General features: G+C 50.3%; 20 protein-coding genes. 15 read left to right on the top strand and 5 right to left on the bottom strand.

What is annotated here, in order from left to right:
* The first annotated feature begins 22 nt into the window (after window positions 1–22).
* The 4 genes from KXJ70_RS16935 to KXJ70_RS16920 are packed head-to-tail and all read left to right on the top strand — an operon-like array spanning window position 23 to window position 2,419.
* Complete coding sequence (locus KXJ70_RS16935; RefSeq protein WP_219044733.1) at window positions 23–727, top strand: hypothetical protein; 705 nt, start codon at window positions 23–25, stop codon at window positions 725–727.
* Entirely contained in the window at window positions 724–1,512 is a 789-nt protein-coding gene (locus tag KXJ70_RS16930; RefSeq protein WP_219044732.1) for a hypothetical protein, read from the top strand. The genes KXJ70_RS16935 and KXJ70_RS16930 overlap by 4 nt, the downstream gene beginning before the upstream one ends.
* A 24-nt stretch (window positions 1,513–1,536) precedes the next feature.
* Window positions 1,537–2,139, top strand: coding sequence for a cytochrome c oxidase subunit 3 (locus tag KXJ70_RS16925; protein WP_219044731.1), 603 nt, complete (start codon window positions 1,537–1,539; stop codon window positions 2,137–2,139).
* Between the two features lie 4 nt (window positions 2,140–2,143).
* Window positions 2,144–2,419 carry a cytochrome C oxidase subunit IV family protein gene (locus KXJ70_RS16920; RefSeq protein ID WP_219044730.1) on the top strand — a complete coding sequence of 92 codons (276 nt, stop codon included), beginning with the start codon at window positions 2,144–2,146 and terminating at the stop codon, window positions 2,417–2,419.
* Window positions 2,420–2,462: 43 nt separating this feature from the next.
* Here KXJ70_RS16920 and KXJ70_RS16915 read toward each other — a convergent pair whose 3' ends face one another.
* The 4 genes from KXJ70_RS16915 to KXJ70_RS16900 are packed head-to-tail and all read right to left on the bottom strand — an operon-like array spanning window position 2,463 to window position 7,187.
* The gene (locus tag KXJ70_RS16915; protein WP_255558555.1) at window positions 2,463–3,929 is read right to left on the bottom strand and encodes an aldehyde dehydrogenase family protein; all 1,467 of its coding nucleotides are present in this window, start codon (window positions 3,927–3,929) and stop codon (window positions 2,463–2,465) included.
* A 54-nt stretch (window positions 3,930–3,983) separates the two neighbouring features.
* The gene (locus KXJ70_RS16910) at window positions 3,984–5,645 is read right to left on the bottom strand and encodes an FAD-dependent oxidoreductase (RefSeq protein WP_219044729.1); all 1,662 of its coding nucleotides are present in this window, start codon (window positions 5,643–5,645) and stop codon (window positions 3,984–3,986) included.
* 19 nt (window positions 5,646–5,664) lie between these two features.
* Window positions 5,665–6,402, bottom strand: a complete 738-nt coding sequence (locus KXJ70_RS16905; RefSeq protein ID WP_219044728.1) for an SDR family oxidoreductase — start codon at window positions 6,400–6,402, stop codon at window positions 5,665–5,667.
* Between the two features lie 26 nt (window positions 6,403–6,428).
* The gene (locus tag KXJ70_RS16900; protein WP_219044727.1) at window positions 6,429–7,187 is read right to left on the bottom strand and encodes a hypothetical protein; all 759 of its coding nucleotides are present in this window, start codon (window positions 7,185–7,187) and stop codon (window positions 6,429–6,431) included.
* Window positions 7,188–7,373: 186 nt separating this feature from the next.
* On the opposite strand from KXJ70_RS16900, the gene KXJ70_RS16895 reads away from it, so the two are divergent.
* From KXJ70_RS16895 to KXJ70_RS16865, 7 genes are all read left to right on the top strand, one after another.
* Window positions 7,374–7,568 (top strand): ferredoxin, encoded by a 195-nt coding sequence (locus KXJ70_RS16895; RefSeq protein ID WP_219044726.1) that lies wholly within the window; start codon window positions 7,374–7,376, stop codon window positions 7,566–7,568.
* A gap of 63 nt (window positions 7,569–7,631) precedes the next feature.
* Complete coding sequence (locus tag KXJ70_RS16890) at window positions 7,632–8,456, top strand: coniferyl-alcohol dehydrogenase (protein WP_219044725.1); 825 nt, start codon at window positions 7,632–7,634, stop codon at window positions 8,454–8,456.
* Window positions 8,457–8,509: 53 nt separating this feature from the next.
* Window positions 8,510–9,754 carry a cytochrome P450 gene (locus tag KXJ70_RS16885; protein ID WP_219044724.1) on the top strand — a complete coding sequence of 415 codons (1,245 nt, stop codon included), beginning with the start codon at window positions 8,510–8,512 and terminating at the stop codon, window positions 9,752–9,754.
* 5 nt (window positions 9,755–9,759) lie between these two features.
* Window positions 9,760–10,155 (top strand): Zn-ribbon domain-containing OB-fold protein, encoded by a 396-nt coding sequence (locus KXJ70_RS16880; RefSeq protein ID WP_219044723.1) that lies wholly within the window; start codon window positions 9,760–9,762, stop codon window positions 10,153–10,155.
* A 2-nt stretch (window positions 10,156–10,157) separates the two neighbouring features.
* On the top strand, window positions 10,158–11,324 hold the full coding sequence (locus KXJ70_RS16875; protein WP_219044722.1) for a thiolase family protein: 1,167 nt from the start codon (window positions 10,158–10,160) through the stop codon (window positions 11,322–11,324).
* A 4-nt stretch (window positions 11,325–11,328) separates the two neighbouring features.
* Window positions 11,329–12,051 (top strand): DUF2889 domain-containing protein, encoded by a 723-nt coding sequence (locus KXJ70_RS16870; RefSeq protein ID WP_219044721.1) that lies wholly within the window; start codon window positions 11,329–11,331, stop codon window positions 12,049–12,051.
* Window positions 12,052–12,108: 57 nt separating this feature from the next.
* The gene (locus KXJ70_RS16865; protein ID WP_219044720.1) at window positions 12,109–13,437 is read left to right on the top strand and encodes an amidohydrolase family protein; all 1,329 of its coding nucleotides are present in this window, start codon (window positions 12,109–12,111) and stop codon (window positions 13,435–13,437) included.
* 388 nt (window positions 13,438–13,825) lie between these two features.
* On the opposite strand, the gene KXJ70_RS16860 is transcribed toward KXJ70_RS16865, so the two are convergent.
* Window positions 13,826–15,196 (bottom strand): MFS transporter, encoded by a 1,371-nt coding sequence (locus KXJ70_RS16860; protein ID WP_219044719.1) that lies wholly within the window; start codon window positions 15,194–15,196, stop codon window positions 13,826–13,828.
* 196 nt (window positions 15,197–15,392) lie between these two features.
* On the opposite strand from KXJ70_RS16860, the gene KXJ70_RS16855 reads away from it, so the two are divergent.
* From KXJ70_RS16855 to KXJ70_RS16840, 4 genes are all read left to right on the top strand, one after another.
* Window positions 15,393–15,683: a hypothetical protein gene (locus KXJ70_RS16855; protein WP_219044718.1), complete on the top strand. Its 291-nt coding sequence runs from the start codon at window positions 15,393–15,395 to the stop codon at window positions 15,681–15,683.
* A 113-nt stretch (window positions 15,684–15,796) separates the two neighbouring features.
* The gene (locus tag KXJ70_RS16850) at window positions 15,797–16,114 is read left to right on the top strand and encodes a hypothetical protein (RefSeq protein ID WP_219044717.1); all 318 of its coding nucleotides are present in this window, start codon (window positions 15,797–15,799) and stop codon (window positions 16,112–16,114) included.
* Between the two features lie 93 nt (window positions 16,115–16,207).
* Window positions 16,208–16,678, top strand: a complete 471-nt coding sequence (locus KXJ70_RS16845; protein ID WP_219044716.1) for a nuclear transport factor 2 family protein — start codon at window positions 16,208–16,210, stop codon at window positions 16,676–16,678.
* Between the two features lie 424 nt (window positions 16,679–17,102).
* On the top strand, window positions 17,103–17,435 hold the full coding sequence (locus KXJ70_RS16840) for a ribonuclease E inhibitor RraB (RefSeq protein WP_219044715.1): 333 nt from the start codon (window positions 17,103–17,105) through the stop codon (window positions 17,433–17,435).
* The last annotated feature ends 201 nt before the right edge of the window (window positions 17,436–17,636 follow it).

Genomic DNA, 17,636 nt, shown 5'->3' with positions numbered 1-17,636 from the left:
AGACAATGAATGTGAGGCAATAATGAACACACGAGGCCAGCAGATAATGCTGTGGACTACTCCGGTTGGCGGAGCGCTATTTTTGATTGCCTACCTCATGTTCCCAGTGTTGACGACGCCCATGTCACCGCTTATGTCACCCGAGGCAGTGGCGGAGTTTTTTAATAACAATCTTACAAGTATTCGTGGTGTGGTTATTTTTGCCAATTTGATTGGCGCGTCACTTGTGCCATTTTTTGCGCTTATCGCTGTGCATATGCTGCGTATTGCAAACTCAAGTCCCGTATTCGCCTATTCTTATATTATTGCTGTCGGTGTCAGTTTGTCGGCGTTTATTCTTGCTGACTACTGTTGGGGAGTGGCGGTATTTAGGCCGGATCGCGATCCGCAATTGATTAGCTTATTGAATGATATGGCGTGGTTTTTCTTTATCACGCCAGTGGGTCTTCTCGTGGTGCAGAATATCTGTTTAGCCTTGAGTATTTATTTAGATGCAAATGAAGAACCTATTTTTCCTCGTTGGGTTGCCCACTTCAACGTTGTCACCGCGATTTTAATGGTGCCTGGTGCATTCGCTGTGATTTATAAAACGGGCCCGCTTGCCTGGGATGGAAGCCTGTCGTTTACCCTGAGGCTAGCGACCTTTACCGTCTATGTTGCGGTGATGTTTGTCGTATTGCTCGGCGTCGTGAGAAAGCAAAATGAAAATAGCGGGGGGTCACAGTGACCGAGTTAGCCGTTGATACGGCAAATCGAAGCGCAGTGCCGTGGTTTAAAAACAAAAAGCTGGATCAATACATTTGTTTTTGGTCAGTGCCCGTTTTCTATACTTTGTTTGGCCTGGTGTTTGTGCCTCTGAGCTATATGATGCCACCCCGCTCACCAGCTGCAGGAATTGCAGAGGTAGTGAGCTTTATGCAGTCGCCGACGCTGCTGATTGCCAGCGCTATATTGATTTTGGTCTTGGGGCTTTCTGCGGTTGCTAATGCATGTTACGCGGTACAAATAAGGCGTATGTCGGTGAGCCCGGTATTTCTTTACGCCTTTCTTGCCGGCTCGATGGTCGGAGCCATTGTGGGCTGCTTATTTCCGATGTTTTGTTTCGGTTTGGGCGCTTTTAGACCAGGCTATGATCCCGAAATTTTAGCGATGTTGTATGATTTTGGTTATCTGTCATTTATAGGCTCATTGGGTTGTTTTTGTCTTAACTGGGGCGTGCTCAGCTTAGCAATCGTCTTAGACAAAAATGCTATTTTGCCAAAGTGGTTGGGTTATTACACCGCGTGGCAATTCGCTACTGAATTGTTTGCTGCCACCGTTTGGATTGCGAAAGATGGCCCCTTTGCGTGGGATGGGCTAATGGCATTTTGGTTTAACATCGTTATTTATGTGCCCTGGCAAATTATTGTGTACGTCTGCGTATTTATGGCAATTAAAAACCAGAGTGAAACTGAGTTGTACTCTAGTGAGCTAGAGAGTGCGGCGCCGAATGAAAAACTAGCGTATTCCTAAAAATAATAAGGATGAAGGTGTCTTTTGACTAGCACAAATTCCCCGGCTGTAAATTTGGCTAAGCCTGCGTCAGCAACATCGGGGCGGGTCTCTGGCGAATCGAGTATGTGGTTTTTCATTATTGGCGACCTATTTATTTTTGGCGCCTATTTTGTTTCCTATATGTACTATCGCGGCCAAGACCAACAGTTGTTTCTAGAGGGTCAGCAGCACTTAGATCAATGGATAGGCGTGGTGAATACCCTCGTCTTGTTGACCAGTTCTTTGTTTGTAGCGCTGGCCGCTGAGGGCGCGCGCAATGGCAATCGCAAGACTGCCCTGCGTATGCTGACAATTGCCTGCGCTCTTGGTGTGTTGTTTCCTGTTCTGAAAATGATTGAGTGGCTGCCAAAACTTGACGCTGGTTTAACGCCGGGTGAAAGTCTGTTCTTTATGTATTATTACCTTATGACAGGTTTGCATCTTGTTCATGTTATTTTGGGATTAATTATTTTAGGCTTTGTTTTTCGAGAATTAAAAACAGCCAAGCATCCGAATATTGGTTTTGTTGAGACCGGCGCGGTCTACTGGCATATGGTCGACTTGCTGTGGTTGCTGCTGTTCGCGCTGTTTTATTTAATGAGGTAGGGGTATGGCTGAGTATTTACGAAACCCGCTCTGCCAAGTCTGGGCGTTTCTATCGGCAATGACACTTGCGTCGTGGTGGGTGAGTCAGGGTGGGTTTGAGTTCAATGTTAACGTGCTAGTGACGGTCACCGTGCTGTTGGTGTCTGCACTGAAAGTCCATCTTGTGGTGCGCTATTTTATGGAAGTTAACGTGGCGCCCCGATGGTTGAAACGTACCATGAACGCGTGGTTGATTGTCTTGCTCGCGCTACTGCTGGGCTTCTATTTTTTTAGTTTATAGTAAGGTGGCTATTCGCCACCTTACTATAATTGCTTTGACGTAATTAGCCGATTTTAATTGCAACCGCCTTGGTATCAAGGAATTCTTCAATTCCCTCAACACCCCATTCACGCCCCATGCCGCTGCCTTTAAATCCGCCAAACGGTAGGTCGCCGGTGATGCTCATGCCGCCATTAATACTCACGGTGCCGGTGCGAATACGTTTTGCAATATTCATGGCGCGCTCTTCACTTCCCTGAACAGAGCCACCCAAACCGTAGATGCTGTCGTTGGCGATGCGAATTGCGTCCTCGTCATCTTCAAAAGGAATGACGACCAGCACGGGGCCAAAGATTTCTTCCTGAGCAATGCGCATATCATTTGTAACATCCGCAAAGCAGGTTGGCTCAATGAAGAAGCCAGTTCCCTTATCTGGACGAGATTTACCACCTGCGATCAAGCGTGCGCCTTCTTTTTCGCCGAGCTCGATGTAACTCATCACGCGGTCATGCTGTCTCTTGGAGATAACCGGCCCCATGATGCACGTTGGGTCTTCGAAGTCGCCCCATTTTTCTGCAAAGCCACCGTAAGACATTTGCAATGCTTGTATTGCTTCGTCGTAGCGACTTTTTGGGACCAGTAGACGGGTTGGGTAGGCACAGCCTTGGCCGGCATGGAATACCACCATGGTGGTCATAACCGCCATGGCAAAATTAGGCGCATCGTCAAGCACGATGGTGGCAGACTTCCCGCCGAGCTCTAAGAACACACGCTTCAGTGTTGCTGAACTCGCTTCCATAATACGTTTGCCGACGCCTGTAGATCCGGTGAATGAGATGACATCGACGCGGGGATCGGCGCTTAACATTTCGCCGGCCATGGCAGGCTCGCCAGAGGTGATGACGTTGAATACGCCGGCAGGTAAACCAGCCTCAACCGCGAGTTCACCCATAATGGAGCCCATCATCGGCGTATCTGGTGCGGGTTTTAAAACCACGGTGCAGCCTGCCAAAAGTGCGGCAACAACTTTACCGACATTGACGTAAAGTGGCACATTCCACGGCGTAATGGCGCCGATAACACCCAGCGGCTCTAAGAAGACGGTACGTTTGGATTCGGAGCCCATTTCGGCTTTGACGCCGCGGTCTTGCTCCCATTCAATTTGCTTATAGCACTCCAGCAAATCTTTACCGCCATTGAGTGCACCATCGACTTGCGCGCGCGCTGCTGCGCCGATAGCTGAACCCGCTTCCAGGCGCGCAATTTCGACAAGTTTGGCGCGGTTGGCGACCAGTAATTCCACGAATTTGCTAACGAGTGAATAGCGCAGTTCGCGATTGCGTGACCAGTCGGTGTCGTCAAACGCGCGGCGGGCTGCGGCGATGGCCTCGTTGACGTCATCGGGTGTCGCGTCGGCGGCTTGGCCGATGACACCAGCGGTCCACGGGTTGATATTGTCATAGGTTTTACCGTTGCTCGCGGGGCGAACGACGCCGTTTATATACAGGTTGGCGTCAGCTAGCATTTCCATTTTATTTTCCTCATTACTGCCGCAATAGTTTTGCGGACGGGTTAATTATGTCGATCAATTATTGTTTAAAGCGTGTTTTGCTGCGGCATAAGCCCATGTAAAACCTGGGCCAATGCTACCACCCGCACCGGGGGTGTGACGTCCCATTACGGATGCGGTACTGGTTGCAGTGGCGTACAAGCCGCTAATTGCTGAGCCGTCGGCTCGCAACACGCGGGCGTGTTCATCGGTGACAACGCCGCCATAGGTGCTGAGGTCGCCGGGATATATTTTTATCGCATAGAAGGGCGCGCGCTCGATCTTGCCCAGGGTTGCATTTCCCTCATTAAGGTCGTCGCCAAGCCAGAGATCGTAAGCGTGGTCGCCGCGTTTAAAGTCATCATCCTTGCCTTGTTCGACCATCTTATTGAAGCGCGCTACGGTCTGCTTCAATGCGTCTGGCTCGAGATGGCAAGCACTGGCAAGTTCGTCAATGGAATCACCCTGGCGCAGGAATTTAGATTCGCTCCACTCTTTGGGTTTCTTCTTGCCGGGCATTGTTCCCGCTAGCATATAGGTCTCAATGTAGTTCTGATCCAGGATCATCCAGCTAGGCAGGGCAGGGGCCACGGCATTGCGTTCTAAAATGGCTTTAGAGAGCGTCATATACGATGCGGACTCGCGCATATAGCGCTGTGCAGTTTGGTCCACCACAATGCTGTGCGGCTTGGCGAGGTCACCCTGCATGGCGGGCTTAAATACTGGATTTCCCGGCAACATAACAGTAGGTGAACCGACCCGCTCGTCCATCTGGGCCAGGGCGGCGCCGAGACGCTGGCATTCTTCAATCATTTCGCCGGTGTCGCCGGGACTGGCATTAGTCCACTCGCTGGAGGCCAGGGGTAAATACTGGTCTAGCATACGTTGGTTTTGGGCGAAGCCACCGGCATTGATAAGTACGCCGTGAGTGCTGAGTAGCTCAGTTTCCACGCCATCGATGACTGCCAGCACACCGCTGATTCGGTCGCCGTTTTGTAGCAGTGTTTTGGCCGCGCAATTAATCTTGATATCAATCCCCGCCTGCAACGCGGCGTGGAGCATTTGGCCCTGCAGGGCGTGGCCGGCGGTAACTAAATGTTTGCCGCGCAGCCGTGACCACAATGTTCGGCCGATGACACGGGCGAGTATCTTTTTGGCGGGCTTTGAGCGTTTGAAATTAGGCAGCTGCATGGCCTCTTCTAAATAAGCCGGTGCGGGAATGAAGCCGGGGCGAAGTTTGGCCTTCCACTCTTTGCCTAACTTATTTAAGTCGAATAGCTCCGGCGCAACGGTGCGACCTGGGATGGACTCTCCCAGAGCCTCATAGTAATCCGGCCACGACGGCACGCGACGGAATTGCAGGCCTTGATCGATTAGAAACTCCAGCATCTCGTTCGATACGTCTACGTAGGCAGCGCGGCGCTTAGAGCTGGTGCCGGGCGTGCTGTCGCTATCGCCGACAACCGTGTCGAGATAGCGAATGGCATCTTCGCGGCAGTCGCTAACACCGGCTTCCTTCATAAAGCGGTTATTAGGAATCCACATAACTCCACCGGACGTGGCGGTGGTGCCGCCTAGCAGCTCGGTTTTTTCAATAATGAGTACGCTCTTGCCCGCCGCGCGCATTTTCAGCGCCGCGCACATAGAGCCTGCGCCACTGCCAACAACGATAAAGTCCCAAGTCTTTTTCTCTGTCACTGATGTTTACTCCGAAATGTCAGTCTGATTTTCGCGCTTGAAGGCTAATGCTGCCGATGTTGAGGTCGGCGGGCAGATCAATAAGGCTGCGGAAAATAGTAGTAACCGAGGCAAACTGGCTGATTGGGCGCTCCATCAGATTGATGCCGGCGGCAATGGCGGCTTTGGCAAAGGCAAGGCGTGCGTCAGGGTCGACGTCCCAGGTTTTGCCCTCTTCAAACATTTGTCCCGCGCGTACATTGCAAACCCGAATACCTTCCGGCTCCAGCTCATGTGATAGGCTTTTTGAGAAACGTTCTAAGCCCGCTTTACTGGATTGATAAATAGATAGATGGGGGAAGTTCATGTCCACCGACTCGCTGGTCACGCTGATAATCAGGCCGCCGCGATTTATCAGTGGAATGGCTGCGCGCGCGCAGAACATCGGTCCTGCAAGATTGGTGGTCACTGCGTTGAGGATTTGTGCGTCGCTGGCGTCGACCACTTTAAAGGGTTCAAACACCGCGGCGTTATTGATTAGTACATCTATTTTGGGATGAATTTTGGCGATGGCTGCAAAGGCTTCCCGCACAGAATCGGGATTGCTCACGTCGCATTGTATGGCAGTGGCTGCGTCGCCAATCTCATTCGCGGCGGCCTCTACCTTTGCATATGTGCGGCCCAGTAAAACCACAGCCTCACCCTCGCTGGCAAAGCGCTTCGCGAGTGCGCGACCTAGTCCAACACCCGCGCCGGTAATTACAATCACTTTCGACATGCTTGTTTTCCTAATGCGATTTGTCTTTATTGTTGGTACACCGAGAGATCGCCACCGTAGGCGATGCCGCCGGGCCAAAAGCGGTCGCCGCTTACTTTGCGAAAGTAGTGTACGGTGCGCGCAATGGAGCCCGCGGACGAGCGGGGTTCCATGGCAATACCGCTGGGGCTCACGCCGCGAGCGCGGGCGCTAAAATCCCGCAGCGTAAACATTAGGTCATCGGTTTGCTGCGCGCAGAGCACTAACTGATCGCCGGGACAGTAATGGCGCGGCGCTATTTGAATATCGCACAGTTCGCCGCGTTTCATGGCGACGTGTCCCGGTACATTAGCTACCTCAACGCTGTGTACGTTTTCATACCATTCTTGGTATTCCTCGTAACGACCAGCCACGTAGTTACCTAAGATAAGGCTCATACCAGAATAGGGTTGGTCGGCTTGATAATTTGGGCTGGCTTTCCAGTCACCAAATAGTTTGTAGCTGTAAAGTCGCTCGGCGGTGTCGTTGGCGATGAGGCCGCTGTCGCGAACTGATGCGATCAGTGGGCCGAGAGCGGGCAGGTCAATTTCTGGGGCGCTGAAATCAAAGTCATAAACGCTCATAAACTGCCAGGGCTGAGGAATGTCTGGCATGATTTGCTCTGGTGTTACTTCAAAGCGTTCGGCGCGCAGAAATCCGCGCAGGCTACTCAGTGCTTTTAGGTGCTCGCCGTCGAACCATTTGGCGTATTCTTGCTCGCGACCTTGGGCAATGTTGTGAAGATGTACGGTGGTGTAAAGCGCCATTTTATTTTCCTGTTGCTGTGTTGCTTTTTCTTTAAAACCCCTATAAACCGTGCCTTTAGCTGACTATTCTACACTTGGTTTAGACCCGCTTTCGGGGTGTTCTATTTTATTGCTATTGAACAGCACTGATGTATAATAACGCAAAAAATGAAAGTAAGGCCAGCGATTCAATTCTAGGAGCTAATAATGAAGATTCGCATCGATAAAAGCGCCTGTGTAGGCAATGCCAGGTGCGCGAATATATCTGAGGAACTGTTCCCTTTGGATGACGATGGTTATATCAAAGTGACAGAGGTCGATGTACCGCCAGGAATGGAACAACTCGCTAAGCGCGGAGCAAGAGCGTGCCCTGAGCGCGTAATACATATTATTGAAGAATAGCTTCCTTAGCTGCGCTGTGGTTTCAGTAAGACATATATTTACAATAAATAATGAGGGTTGAAGATGAGCTTTCTCGGATATGAGAACAAACGTGTCATTGTGAGTGGTTGCTACTCTGGTATGGGGGCGGCTACCGCCAAAGCATTGTTGGAATTGGGTGCAGAAGTACACGGTTTGGACTTTAAAGAATCTGACCTAAACCTTGCCTCATTTAATTTAGTCGATTTGCGCGACCCCGCCAGCATTGACGCAGCCATTGCCAAAATTGGCGGCAAAGTCGACGCCTTGTTTAACTGCGCAGGTCTGCCACAAACCGCGCCCGCGATGGACGTAATGAAGGTGAACTTCATCGGTATGCGTCATATGACCGAGCAAGTACTGCCGTTAATGAGTGAAGGCAGTGCCATTGTCACCATTTCATCAAATGGCGGCATGAGCTACCCGCGCAAGATGGAATTGCACGGCCAGTTCCTAGCCAATCAAGGCTACGAGGCGGCGCTCAAGTGGTGCGAAGACCATAAAGATGAACACATTAAAGAGGGCTACTCTTTCTCGAAAGAGGCGGTTTGCGTGTGGACATTGATGATGGCGCCCAAGCTTATTAAGCAGGGTATTCGCATTAACTGCACCTTACCCGGTCCAACCCAAACACCAATGATGAACCACTTCGAAGCCGCGACCGACGATAAAGTCCTGAAAACCTTTATTCAGCCAATCGGTCGTCGCTCCACGCCAGAAGAGCAAGCCGCCGCGCTGATCTTTTTAAACAGCGCACCGGCAAGCTATATGAGCGGATTAGCATTGCCGGTAGATGGTGGCTTTATGGCGGGCATGATGACCGGCCAGGTCGATCTGTCGGCGCTGGCCGCGATGGCGCCAAAGAGCTGAGGTTTACTCAGCACTTAGATCCATTGGCTCTACAACATTAGGCGGTAAATGTTTTGACAGAATCAAAATTATCAGCAGCAGTAGCGACGCCAGATCATGTGCCGGCGTCCTTGGTTTATGATTTTGACTATTATCATGACCCCGCCCTATGTGCCGACCCCCATATGCGGGTAATGGATTTGCTTAAAAGTGCGCCACCCATTTTCTGGACCCCGCGCAATAATGGTCACTGGGTCTTGGCGGGACACTCTGCCAATTTTGAGGCCGCGCGGGATGTTGAGGCTTTCTCAAGCGAAATATTTCCGCGCGACCAAATGGCGGAGTTACTCGCGCAGTTAGAAGAGACAATGGGGCGCATCCCCCTTGCGGTGCCGATTAATCTCGACCCGCCGATGCACACCAAATACCGCCAACCGCTGCAAAAGGTATTTTCGCCAAAAACGATAAATGCACTTAGCGGCAGTATTCGTGCACTCGCGGTAGAACTTATCGATGAGATTGTCGATAAGGGACAGTGTGAGTTTATGACGGCGATGGCAGAGCCTTTGCCAGTGCAGGTATTTTTGAAAATGCTGGGCTTGCCACTTGAGCGATTGGCGGAGTACCGCGAATTGGTCAGTGAGCACCTGAGTTCGGTAGATTCTTCCAATGCGATTTTGACTATGCAAAAAGTGGTGGCGGCAATGCGCGACACCATTATTGAGCGCCGCGACAATCCGCAAGACGACATCCTGAGTATGTTGTGGAAGGTTGAGATAGATGGCGCCCCAGTCAGCCTTGAGGATATGGAGAACTACGCGATTCTGTTGTTTATCGCAGGGCTCGATACCGTTATGCAGGGCATGGGGCATGGCTTCAGGCATTTGGCGCTGAACCCGGATTTACAGGATGAATTAAGAGCTGAGCCTGAGAAAATTAAACAGGCCTCAGAAGAAATGCTGCGCAGATATACCTTTACCGTTCCGCCGCGTCGCGTGAGTCGCGATATGGAATTTCAGGGTGTCAGCATGAAAAAAGATGAGCGAGCGCTGCTCTATCTTCCAGCCGCAGATTTAGATGCTCGCGAATTTGCTGAACCTGACAGTTTTAATATGTCGCGGGAAAGAGCCCATATTGCCTTCAATGCGGGGCCACACCGTTGCCTGGGATCACATTTGGCGCGGGTTGAGCTGCAGATTGTGTATGAAGAATTCTTGGCGCGCATGCCTAAATTTAAACTCGACCCCAAGCGTCCGCCAACATTTCACGGTGGTCACGTACTGGGCGTAGATACGCTGCATTTAGTGTGGGAGGTCTGATAAGTATGCGCGCTTTACCAAGGCTAGATAGCCTCAATCGCGACTTTTGGACCGGTGGTGAGCACGGTGAGTTGCGCATCATGCACTGCAATGATTGCGATGGCTATATACATCCGCCGCGCCCTGTATGCCGTCATTGTCTGTCTGAGAACGTGTCTGCAAAAGCGGTTTCTGGCCGTGGCGTTATTGATACCTACACTATCAACCACCAAGCCTGGCATCCCAAAATGGAAGTACCGTTTGTTATTGCGCGGGTTGCGTTGAGCGATGCGCCGGGGGTGATCATTACCAGCAATATTATTGGCTGCTCTGTTGACGATGTAGATATCGGCGACGAGGTGTCGGTGGTATTTGAACAGCAGGATGATGTCTTTATTCCCCTGTTTGAGAAGGTGAAGTAAAGATGACGATGCGAAATGAAGCGTTTATCACCGGCATCGGGCAGTCGGAAATTGGCCGCAAATTAGCGCGCCATCCACTGCTGCTAACAGTCGATGCAGTGAAAGAAGCCTTGGCAGAAGCAGGCTTAAGTATTGAACAAATTGATGGGGTGTCCACCTATCCCGGTCGGGTGCCACAGATGCTGGGCTTTTCGCCAGTTGGCAGCGACGAGCTGATTGATGCGCTTGGAATAAAGGCTAAATGGTATGCCGGTGGTGGCGAAATTAGCTCCCAGTTAGGCGCTATTGTCGCCGCTGCTAGTGCTGTTCGAACTGGGCAGGCGCGTCATGTGATTTGTTACCGCACGGTGTATGAAGCTGGTGCGATGGCGAATCCAGCTGAATATCCCATGATGCGTCGCGATCGCGTCGATGGTAATTCCCAGTGGACAGCGCCTTTTAACGCATTGTCGGCGGCCACCTGGGTTGCCCAGTACGCTATGCGTCATGTTAAAAAATATGGTCTAACACGTGAACAACTGGCGCAAATTGCGCTGACTGACCGCGCAAATGCCTTGCTGAATCCGCGCGCTTTAGTTCGTGAACCGCTAAGCATGGATGAATATTTGTCAGCGCGCATGGTGTCAGATCCGCTGTGCTTATACGACTGTGACCGCCATAGCGACGCGTCCACGGTGCTTATCGTTTCCGCTGGCGATGCTATCGACGAAGTGCGCTGTACCCCAGTGCGTATTGCGGCCATGGCGGGCAGTGTAGATCGACATAGCTGGGATCAAGCTGAGTGGATGGCATCTTATGCTACCGGTCGCGATCTATGGCAGCGCACCGATTACACACCCGCAGATGTCGACACCGTTCAACTCTACGACGGTTTCAGTTTCCTAGCGCTTACCTGGTTGGAAGGGCTTGGGTTTTGTGAGGTCGGCGAAGGTGGCAAATTTATTGAAGGTGGCTCGCGCATCGCCCTAGATGGTGAGCTTCCCCTGAATACCTTTGGTGGGCAAATTGCAGCGGGGCGTCTACACGGCTTCGGCTTCGCCCACGAGGCCGTCGTGCAATTGCGCGGATTGGGTGGCGAGCGACAAATTAACGGCGATCCCAAAGTGGCCATTGCGACCTCAGGCGGCGGCCCTTTAGCGACTGCCTTATTGCTGGCGCGGGACGCCTAATGTGATGGCTGATGTCGCACTAGATCAGCAGGCTGGATTTCGTCGACGCATAGAAATAGTAGCGGGGCGGGGACGTGTAAGTGCCGCCCTTGAAGACGATTTCCATTGTATGGAAGTCCTTCTTCACCACGATGACACATGTGTGCTTGAGATAAATGCCCAGATGCATCGGGTGCCGTGGACTACCTGTCCCGGCGCGGAAGAAAAGTTACGGCAAACGTTTTTAGGAATGGCGCTAAGCGATATTTCTGAACGTGTTGAGAAACGGCAAAACTGTACGCACTTGCATGATTTGACTGTGCTGGCCGCTAGACATAGTGGTGTCGGTGAAAACGTGAGCTACGACATTGTGGTGTCAGATCCCGTTGACGGTTTGCGGAATGCAGAGATTCGCCGCAACGGCGTGTGTTTGCTGAAGTGGCTGGAGAAAGGGTTTGTCATGCAGTCGCCTGCTGAGATTCGGGGAATACGACTCGACAAATTGCGCGATTGGATTGACGGCATTGATGCCGATTTGCGAGAGGCAGCAAAGCTTCTGCAATGGGGAAATATGTTGGCCAATGGCCGGGTGATTCCGCTGGCGCAGCAGTCAGACGCCACCAAAATGCCAGCAGGGTGTTACACCTTTCAGCCCGAGCGCGCCGAGCGGGCAAAGCGGGTGGGAAAGATATTAGATTTCAGCAAAGAGAATGGGTGGCCACTTGCACATTTTGAGTCGGCTTTTTAAGTGTAAATCTGTAGTAACAGTATTGAGTAGAAAATAAGTCGCCGCTAGGAGGACGATATGGACAAGAACGATTTGGTGATTATTAGTGTAGATGATCACGTGACTGAGCCGCCGGATATGTTTGACAAGCATCTTTCTGCCGCTGACTTAAAAACCGCACCTAAGTTTTGCGTTGATGAAAATGGCAAAAACTATTGGACTTACCAAGGTATGTTTATGCCGTCGGTGGGTTTGAATGCGGTTGTCGGTCGTCTTCCAGAGGAATACGGCATGGAGCCGTCATCGCTGGAAGAAATGCGCGATGGCGTTTATAAGGTCGATGATCGTGTAAATGACATGAATGCCAACGGTATTGCAGCATCGCTAAACTTCGGAACCTGTGTAGGTTTTGACGGCGGTCGCTTCCACAAGGCAGAAGACAAATCACTGTCGTTAATTCATTTGCGCGCCTATAACGACTGGCACGTTGACGAATGGTGTGGCGCTCACCCTGGGCGTTTTATTCCCTGCGGTATTTTGCCGACCTGGGATATGAAAGCGACGGTTGAAGAAATTAACCGTCTAGCCAAAAAGGGCTGCACGGCCATTTCTATGAACGAGGCGCCAACTAGCCAAGGCTTACCGAGCATTCACAACGAATACTGGGAGCCAATGTGGAAAGCGCTGGTAGAGAACGACATGGTAACTTGTTTGCACATTGGTGCTGGTCACCCTGCGCCACACGCCTCTATGGACAGCCCGATTGAAGCGTGGATCACCACCATGCCAATGTCAGTATCGACTGGCGCAGCAGACTGGCTGAACCTTGAAGCCCTATTGAAATACCCAAATATGAAAATAGCGCTTTCAGAGTCAGGTATAGGCTGGATTCCTTACTTCATGGAGCGTGCTGATTTTAGCCATGCTCGTCACAAAGCGTGGACTAATTCCGGCTTTGGCGGCTTGAAGCCAAGCGATATATTCAAACGCCACTTCATGAGCTGCTTTATTGATGATGCCTTCGGTTTGAAGAACCTCGATTCACTCAATGAAGACATGGTGGCCTATGAGTGTGACTACCCACACTCAGACACACTGTGGCCAGAAGTGCCTGAATACCTCTGGAAGAGCATTCAGCATCTAACAGAAGCGCAGATTGAAAAAGTCACCAATGGCAATGCCATGCGTTTCTTCAATTTTGATCTGTTCAAACACTTCAAACGCGAAGATGTGACGGTTGGCGCTCTGCGAGCTAAAGCCGCGGCAGACGGTGTTGATACTACGCCTAAGTCATACAGCGGTGATAAACCACTTGCCGATGGCGAAGCGAAACGCCGCGTTGTTTCTGGCGACTTGATGAAGATGTTCGCCCATCATGCACAGAACGGTGCCAACAAAGCGGGCTAAGCCTGAGCATGTTGAATTCGTGATTCGAGTTCAATAGCTGATGCTAAATTAAAGGCAGCGTAACTCCATGAGTTGCGCTGCCTTTTTACGTTGCAGTAGTTGCTCTGATGCCTTAAGTATCTTCTCAAAGATGATGTGACTTCTTGACACAAATCTATAACAGATGGTGTTGCGCCTGGAGGGTAAAACCCTTGTGCAACTCATGGCCAAGTGCAAGACCTGTTGCCATGTTGACCGACAATAGTGGTCCTCACTTGAAAAATAACTTTCGCGAGCAAGTACAAGAGGGGGAGGAACTACCAAGGGGTTTCGGTAGTTCGCAATGTGGGGAAGCGGTTGCTACGCCTAATCCTTGCCCGCGCAGCTTTATATTGTTAGCAAGCCAGCATTAACTAGCTTGCTCCAAATCATTCACCGCTTTGCGCATGGCTTTGCAGCCTGTCGCTAGTATTAATGCCGATAGTGGGCAAAATATGCCTATTACGGTTGCCATGCCGAGCCCTATAGATCCTTCCCCATAAAGCTGTTCAGAAGCCGTTGCAATAAGTACTGGGCCGGCCGCCATACCAATTAAGCCCGCCGTACCAGCAAAAAACGCCATGCCAGTGCCGCGCAATTCATTGGGGGTCGCGAGGTTGAGTGAAGCGGTGTAGCAGGCAGGTAAAGGTGCCATCAGCGATAGAAATAAACTTGCACCGGCTAAAAACAATATTGGGCTGTCGGTGGTCATCATAAACACCCCGATAGGGGCAGAGAGAATGAGGCAGCTGGCGTACCAGCGGAACTGCGCGTCTCGGTAACCGCGTTTGTACATTTTGTCTACGAAATAACCGCACAGTAATTTGCCGCTTATGCTCGATATCACAACTACAGAACCCAGCCACAGTCCGATTTCACCGGCGCCCCAGCCAAAGGTTCTGCCCATGTGGGCGGGATACCAAATCGCGCAGCCGCTCATGACCATTGAGCCTAGCGCAAAGCCGGCGTAGTGGTGGGCAAAAAAGCGTTTTTGCGAGCAAATAAAGCGCAGCAAATTTGCATAGGAAGCGAAAATACCCGCCCAGAAGTTTTGCTTCACTTCGTTAGTGCGGCGGTCGCGACGGAATGGTTCCGGGAAGGTGAATACAATGAAAGAAATCGCAATGCCTGGAATGCCGATAAATAGAAACACAGCCTGCCAAGAGCGAATTTCACCCAATAGGGGAATGATATAGCTGGGAGTTGTCGCTACGGCTTCTACGATCATGCCACCAAAAAAATACGCGGTGCCAGAGCCTACGGTAGCGCCAATGGTATAAACCGCCAGTGCTGAGGTGAGCTTATCGCGGGGGAAGAGATCGGTGAGCATAGACGTTGCACTTGGATTAAGACCGGCTTCACCCGCGCCGACCCCCACCCGAGCAATGAGTAATTGCCAATATTGCACTGCCGCGCCGCAGGCGGCGGTGGCAAAGGACCAAATCGATACGCTGGCAAAAATAATCCAACGGCGGCTAAAGCGGTCGGCCATCGCGCCAGCAACAAGACCGAACAGAGAGTAAGTAATGGCAAAAGCCATACCGTGCAGCAAGCCAAACTGAAGGTCGCTTATCCCCATATCTCGTTTAATGGGCTCGACCAATAGTGAAATAATGAATCGGTCTAGAATCGAAAGCCAATAGAGAAAGGCCAGCACAATGGTGGCGTACCAACCTACTGAGGGTGCGGGAAATGGCACTGTGCTCGGTGGAGCTGATGGCGCATGAATTTGATTTGGCATTAAAAGGTCCTGTTATATCGTTATGACCGTTTGTTAATTGTGAACCACAGTGCTTCACATAATCGACAGTGTTGTATATTATAAGGTTAGGATTTGACCTGAGTATACGGCGAACATCAATAACAATTGTTAAATTTAGTGAGCTTTTGGCGGTAAGTCGGCGGTGGCTAGATTATTGAAAAATTAGGTTTCGACTATGCGCAATTTTATATTCATTCTGTTAATTACAGTCGCGGCGCTGCTAAGACCAGTATTGGCTGGAGAGATCTACACCACCGAAAAAACGAAAATCAGGGACTTGCTGGCAGATCCACAAGCGAAGGCTATTCTTGAGAAATACCTTCCACAAAACATAAAAGATGATCGCTTTTCCCTAGCCTCGTCTTTTTCCCTGCGCTTCATCGCGGCATATGATGAAAAGGGTGAAATGACGAATGAGAATTTGGATCAAATGGATCTGGAATTTAAGAGTTTGGCGCGCGAGTAATACATGTCAGCGCAGCCAAGCCAACGTAACGCCTATGTGGCGATGAGATCGCAGTTTTTTTTAACAATTTTGGATAAATCTAGCAACATTACATAACAAGCAAGGGAGTTACTATGTCAGACGCAATTTCACCAGAGTCTATGGTTGGTAAATGGAAGGTTATTGTTAAAGGCCCTACTGGCGCAGAATCATCTGAATTAGATATTAGCTACGCAGATGGTCAGTTCAGCGGCACTCAAACGGGTAAAGGCTCTACCAGCGATATTCTTGAGCCAAGCCTTGACGGCAATACTTTCTTTTGGAAAAACAATGTCACCAAGCCAATGAAAATCAAAACCGAATTCACCGCAACAATTAGCGGAACCTCGATGTCCGGTAAAGTGAAAGCGGGTTTTGTCGGTAAATACCCGTTCACCGGTGAAAAGCTGTAATCGCGCCATTTGATTTCAAATAAATTAGACCCTGCAGGAGTACTAGTATGTTCAGCGGGGTTTTTTGTTTCTGGAATAGGGACGGGGGTTATCGTGAGTTCTGTCGACGATATGGAAAAGCTCAGACAGTTAAAAGCGCGTTATTGCCGATTCCTTGATCTTAAGGATTGGGCTGCATGGCGAACACTATTCACTGATGATTTTGTGAGTGATACCCGCGGTTCCGGCGGCCCACTTATTGAGGACGCCGATGCCTTTGTCGCCTATGTGAGAAAAACCTTGGGGCCGCAGTATCGAAAAACTGTCCATCAAGTACACGCTCCGGAATTACAGATCCAATCGGAAAACACTGCCAGCGGTATCTGGGCGCTAGAGGACTTTGTGCGTTTCTTTCCGGGGCTGAGCCTGCGGGGTTATGGCCACTACCACGAGACCTATGAAAAGGCAGATGGCGAGTGGCGAATCAAAACCTCGACCTTAACTCGCTTGCGCGGTGACCTGCACACCCCTTTGTTTTCCTTCTCTATCCCAGGGTGGGGAGCTGCTAAGGCATCCAAAAGCTAGACTAGCAATTGAATCTACATTGCCGAAATGCCTTAAGTAGAGGCTGTATAGTTTCGGGTCGTCTTGATAATGTAAAACAACTTTGGGTCGTTGAATTCTCATCATCGCTGCATGATCTACTTTCTCCTGTTCAAGTGTTGTGAACAGGAGAGCTGTTCCCATTAACATGTCTATCACGTACTTAACTCATTGAAATTCATAAAATATGAGATATGATCAGGGGAAAGGAATGCTTGGCAGAAATATAGGGAGTTAGTCTTCGTTTGACCGGCGCTCGTTAATGGCGAGGCCGCTACATCATTGAATTCCCTAAATATTTCCAATCAACGTAAAAGCCGATTCCGTGATAAGGGGGCCAAAATGATATATGGCCTGAGTCGTTATGATAAAACTGTTACGAATCACTCAATTTTGAGAGAGTAGAATGTATCCGAACGATGTAAACGGTGATGTCTTTAGAAGGCTGGAAGAAGACAATTTCGATTTCTCTATTGAACATCCCGTAGATTTTTACGCTATCTACGCAACCGAAGAGGAAGCAGATCTAGTTGCAAAGCAGTATGCAACCGACTGGAAGCGCGGGCAGCAATTCAAAAATATAGAAACGAGACCGAGCGAAAAAGGTGGTATGGAACTCGAGCTAGTTCCTATCATGAAAGTTACATATGAAAACATAGTGGCCTTTGAGAAAACTCTTGCCGAACGCACTGCTAAAGTAAATGGTTATTTGGATGGCTGGGGCGTCTTAAATGGCTAAATTCATAACAAGCAAAGGCAGCATCGCCCACGCGAAAAACACGTGGGCTGGACTCGCTAACGCTCGCCGCTGCTTTGGGCGTTGAGGCTGTATAAAAACCCCCATTTCGATAAAAGTTTTGATAAAATTGGCCAAAGCATTAAGGAGTGATGCGAATGCCTAAGTTCAAACCCTACGACTACAATCAAAGCGCAATGATTG

This window comes from Zhongshania aquimaris (genome assembly GCF_019312595.1).
GTDB lineage: Bacteria > Pseudomonadota > Gammaproteobacteria > Pseudomonadales > Spongiibacteraceae > Spongiibacter > Spongiibacter aquimaris.
This window is presented reverse-complemented; position numbering and strand designations above follow the sequence as displayed.

Excerpts from the sequence above, each read along its gene's own strand:
- KXJ70_RS16895 (WP_219044726.1), top strand. The coding sequence starts at position 7,374 with ATGAAGATTCGCATCGATAAAAGCGCCTGTGTAGGCAATGCCAGGTGC.
- KXJ70_RS16850 (WP_219044717.1), top strand. The coding sequence starts at position 15,797 with ATGTCAGACGCAATTTCACCAGAGTCTATGGTTGGTAAATGGAAGGTT.
- KXJ70_RS16915 (WP_255558555.1), bottom strand. The coding sequence starts at position 3,929 with ATGGAAATGCTAGCTGACGCCAACCTGTATATAAACGGCGTCGTTCGC.
- KXJ70_RS16890 (WP_219044725.1), top strand. The coding sequence starts at position 7,632 with ATGAGCTTTCTCGGATATGAGAACAAACGTGTCATTGTGAGTGGTTGC.
- KXJ70_RS16865 (WP_219044720.1), top strand. The coding sequence starts at position 12,109 with ATGGACAAGAACGATTTGGTGATTATTAGTGTAGATGATCACGTGACT.
- KXJ70_RS16935 (WP_219044733.1), top strand. The coding sequence starts at position 23 with ATGAACACACGAGGCCAGCAGATAATGCTGTGGACTACTCCGGTTGGC.
- KXJ70_RS16875 (WP_219044722.1), top strand. The coding sequence starts at position 10,158 with ATGACGATGCGAAATGAAGCGTTTATCACCGGCATCGGGCAGTCGGAA.
- KXJ70_RS16855 (WP_219044718.1), top strand. The coding sequence starts at position 15,393 with ATGCGCAATTTTATATTCATTCTGTTAATTACAGTCGCGGCGCTGCTA.
- KXJ70_RS16840 (WP_219044715.1), top strand. The coding sequence starts at position 17,103 with ATGTATCCGAACGATGTAAACGGTGATGTCTTTAGAAGGCTGGAAGAA.
- KXJ70_RS16870 (WP_219044721.1), top strand. The coding sequence starts at position 11,329 with ATGGCTGATGTCGCACTAGATCAGCAGGCTGGATTTCGTCGACGCATA.
- KXJ70_RS16900 (WP_219044727.1), bottom strand. The coding sequence starts at position 7,187 with ATGGCGCTTTACACCACCGTACATCTTCACAACATTGCCCAAGGTCGC.
- KXJ70_RS16920 (WP_219044730.1), top strand. The coding sequence starts at position 2,144 with ATGGCTGAGTATTTACGAAACCCGCTCTGCCAAGTCTGGGCGTTTCTA.
- KXJ70_RS16905 (WP_219044728.1), bottom strand. The coding sequence starts at position 6,402 with ATGTCGAAAGTGATTGTAATTACCGGCGCGGGTGTTGGACTAGGTCGC.
- KXJ70_RS16860 (WP_219044719.1), bottom strand. The coding sequence starts at position 15,196 with ATGCCAAATCAAATTCATGCGCCATCAGCTCCACCGAGCACAGTGCCA.
- KXJ70_RS16880 (WP_219044723.1), top strand. The coding sequence starts at position 9,760 with ATGCGCGCTTTACCAAGGCTAGATAGCCTCAATCGCGACTTTTGGACC.